The 494-nt window shown below is 52.6% G+C and carries 1 pseudogene; it reads left to right on the top strand.

The features are described from left to right. Positions 1-150: 150 nt before the first annotated feature. Positions 151-494: pseudogene (locus AC4IFO_RS23055) on the top strand (bifunctional salicylyl-CoA 5-hydroxylase/oxidoreductase); the annotation flags it as partial.

Below are 494 nucleotides of genomic sequence, written 5' to 3'. Positions count from 1 at the left end.
ACCAAAAAGATTTTCGACGCCTTTACCTTCCTGTTTGCCGAAAATGAGCACGGTTGGTTCCAAGTTCACGCTTACCAGTTTCAAGAAGGTTTATCGACTTTTATCGTCGAAACCACCGAGGAAACGTGGCTTAAAGCAGGCATCGACCAGATGTCCCAAGAAGACGGCATTGCCTACTGTGAAAACCTGTTTGCCCCGTGGTTGGACGGGGAAAAACTGATTGCCAATGCGGCGCACTTACGCGGTGCGGCGATTTGGATACGTTTCCCGCGGGTGATTTGCGATAACTGGGTGCATTGGACCGAGCCTTCAGCAGGCAAAGAGGTGCCCGTGGTATTGATGGGGGATGCGGCACACACCGCCCACTTCTCCATTGGCTCAGGCACCAAGCTGGCCTTGGAAGATGCGATTGAACTGTGTGAAAGCTTAAACACCACAGGCGGCGATTTGCGCAAAGGGCTTGAACATTACCAAGCGGTGCGCAGTGTGGAAGT

This window comes from Providencia sp. UF-224 (assembly GCF_058245955.1).
Note: the sequence above shows the minus strand (reverse complement) of the source record. Positions and strands in the feature narration are given on the sequence as shown.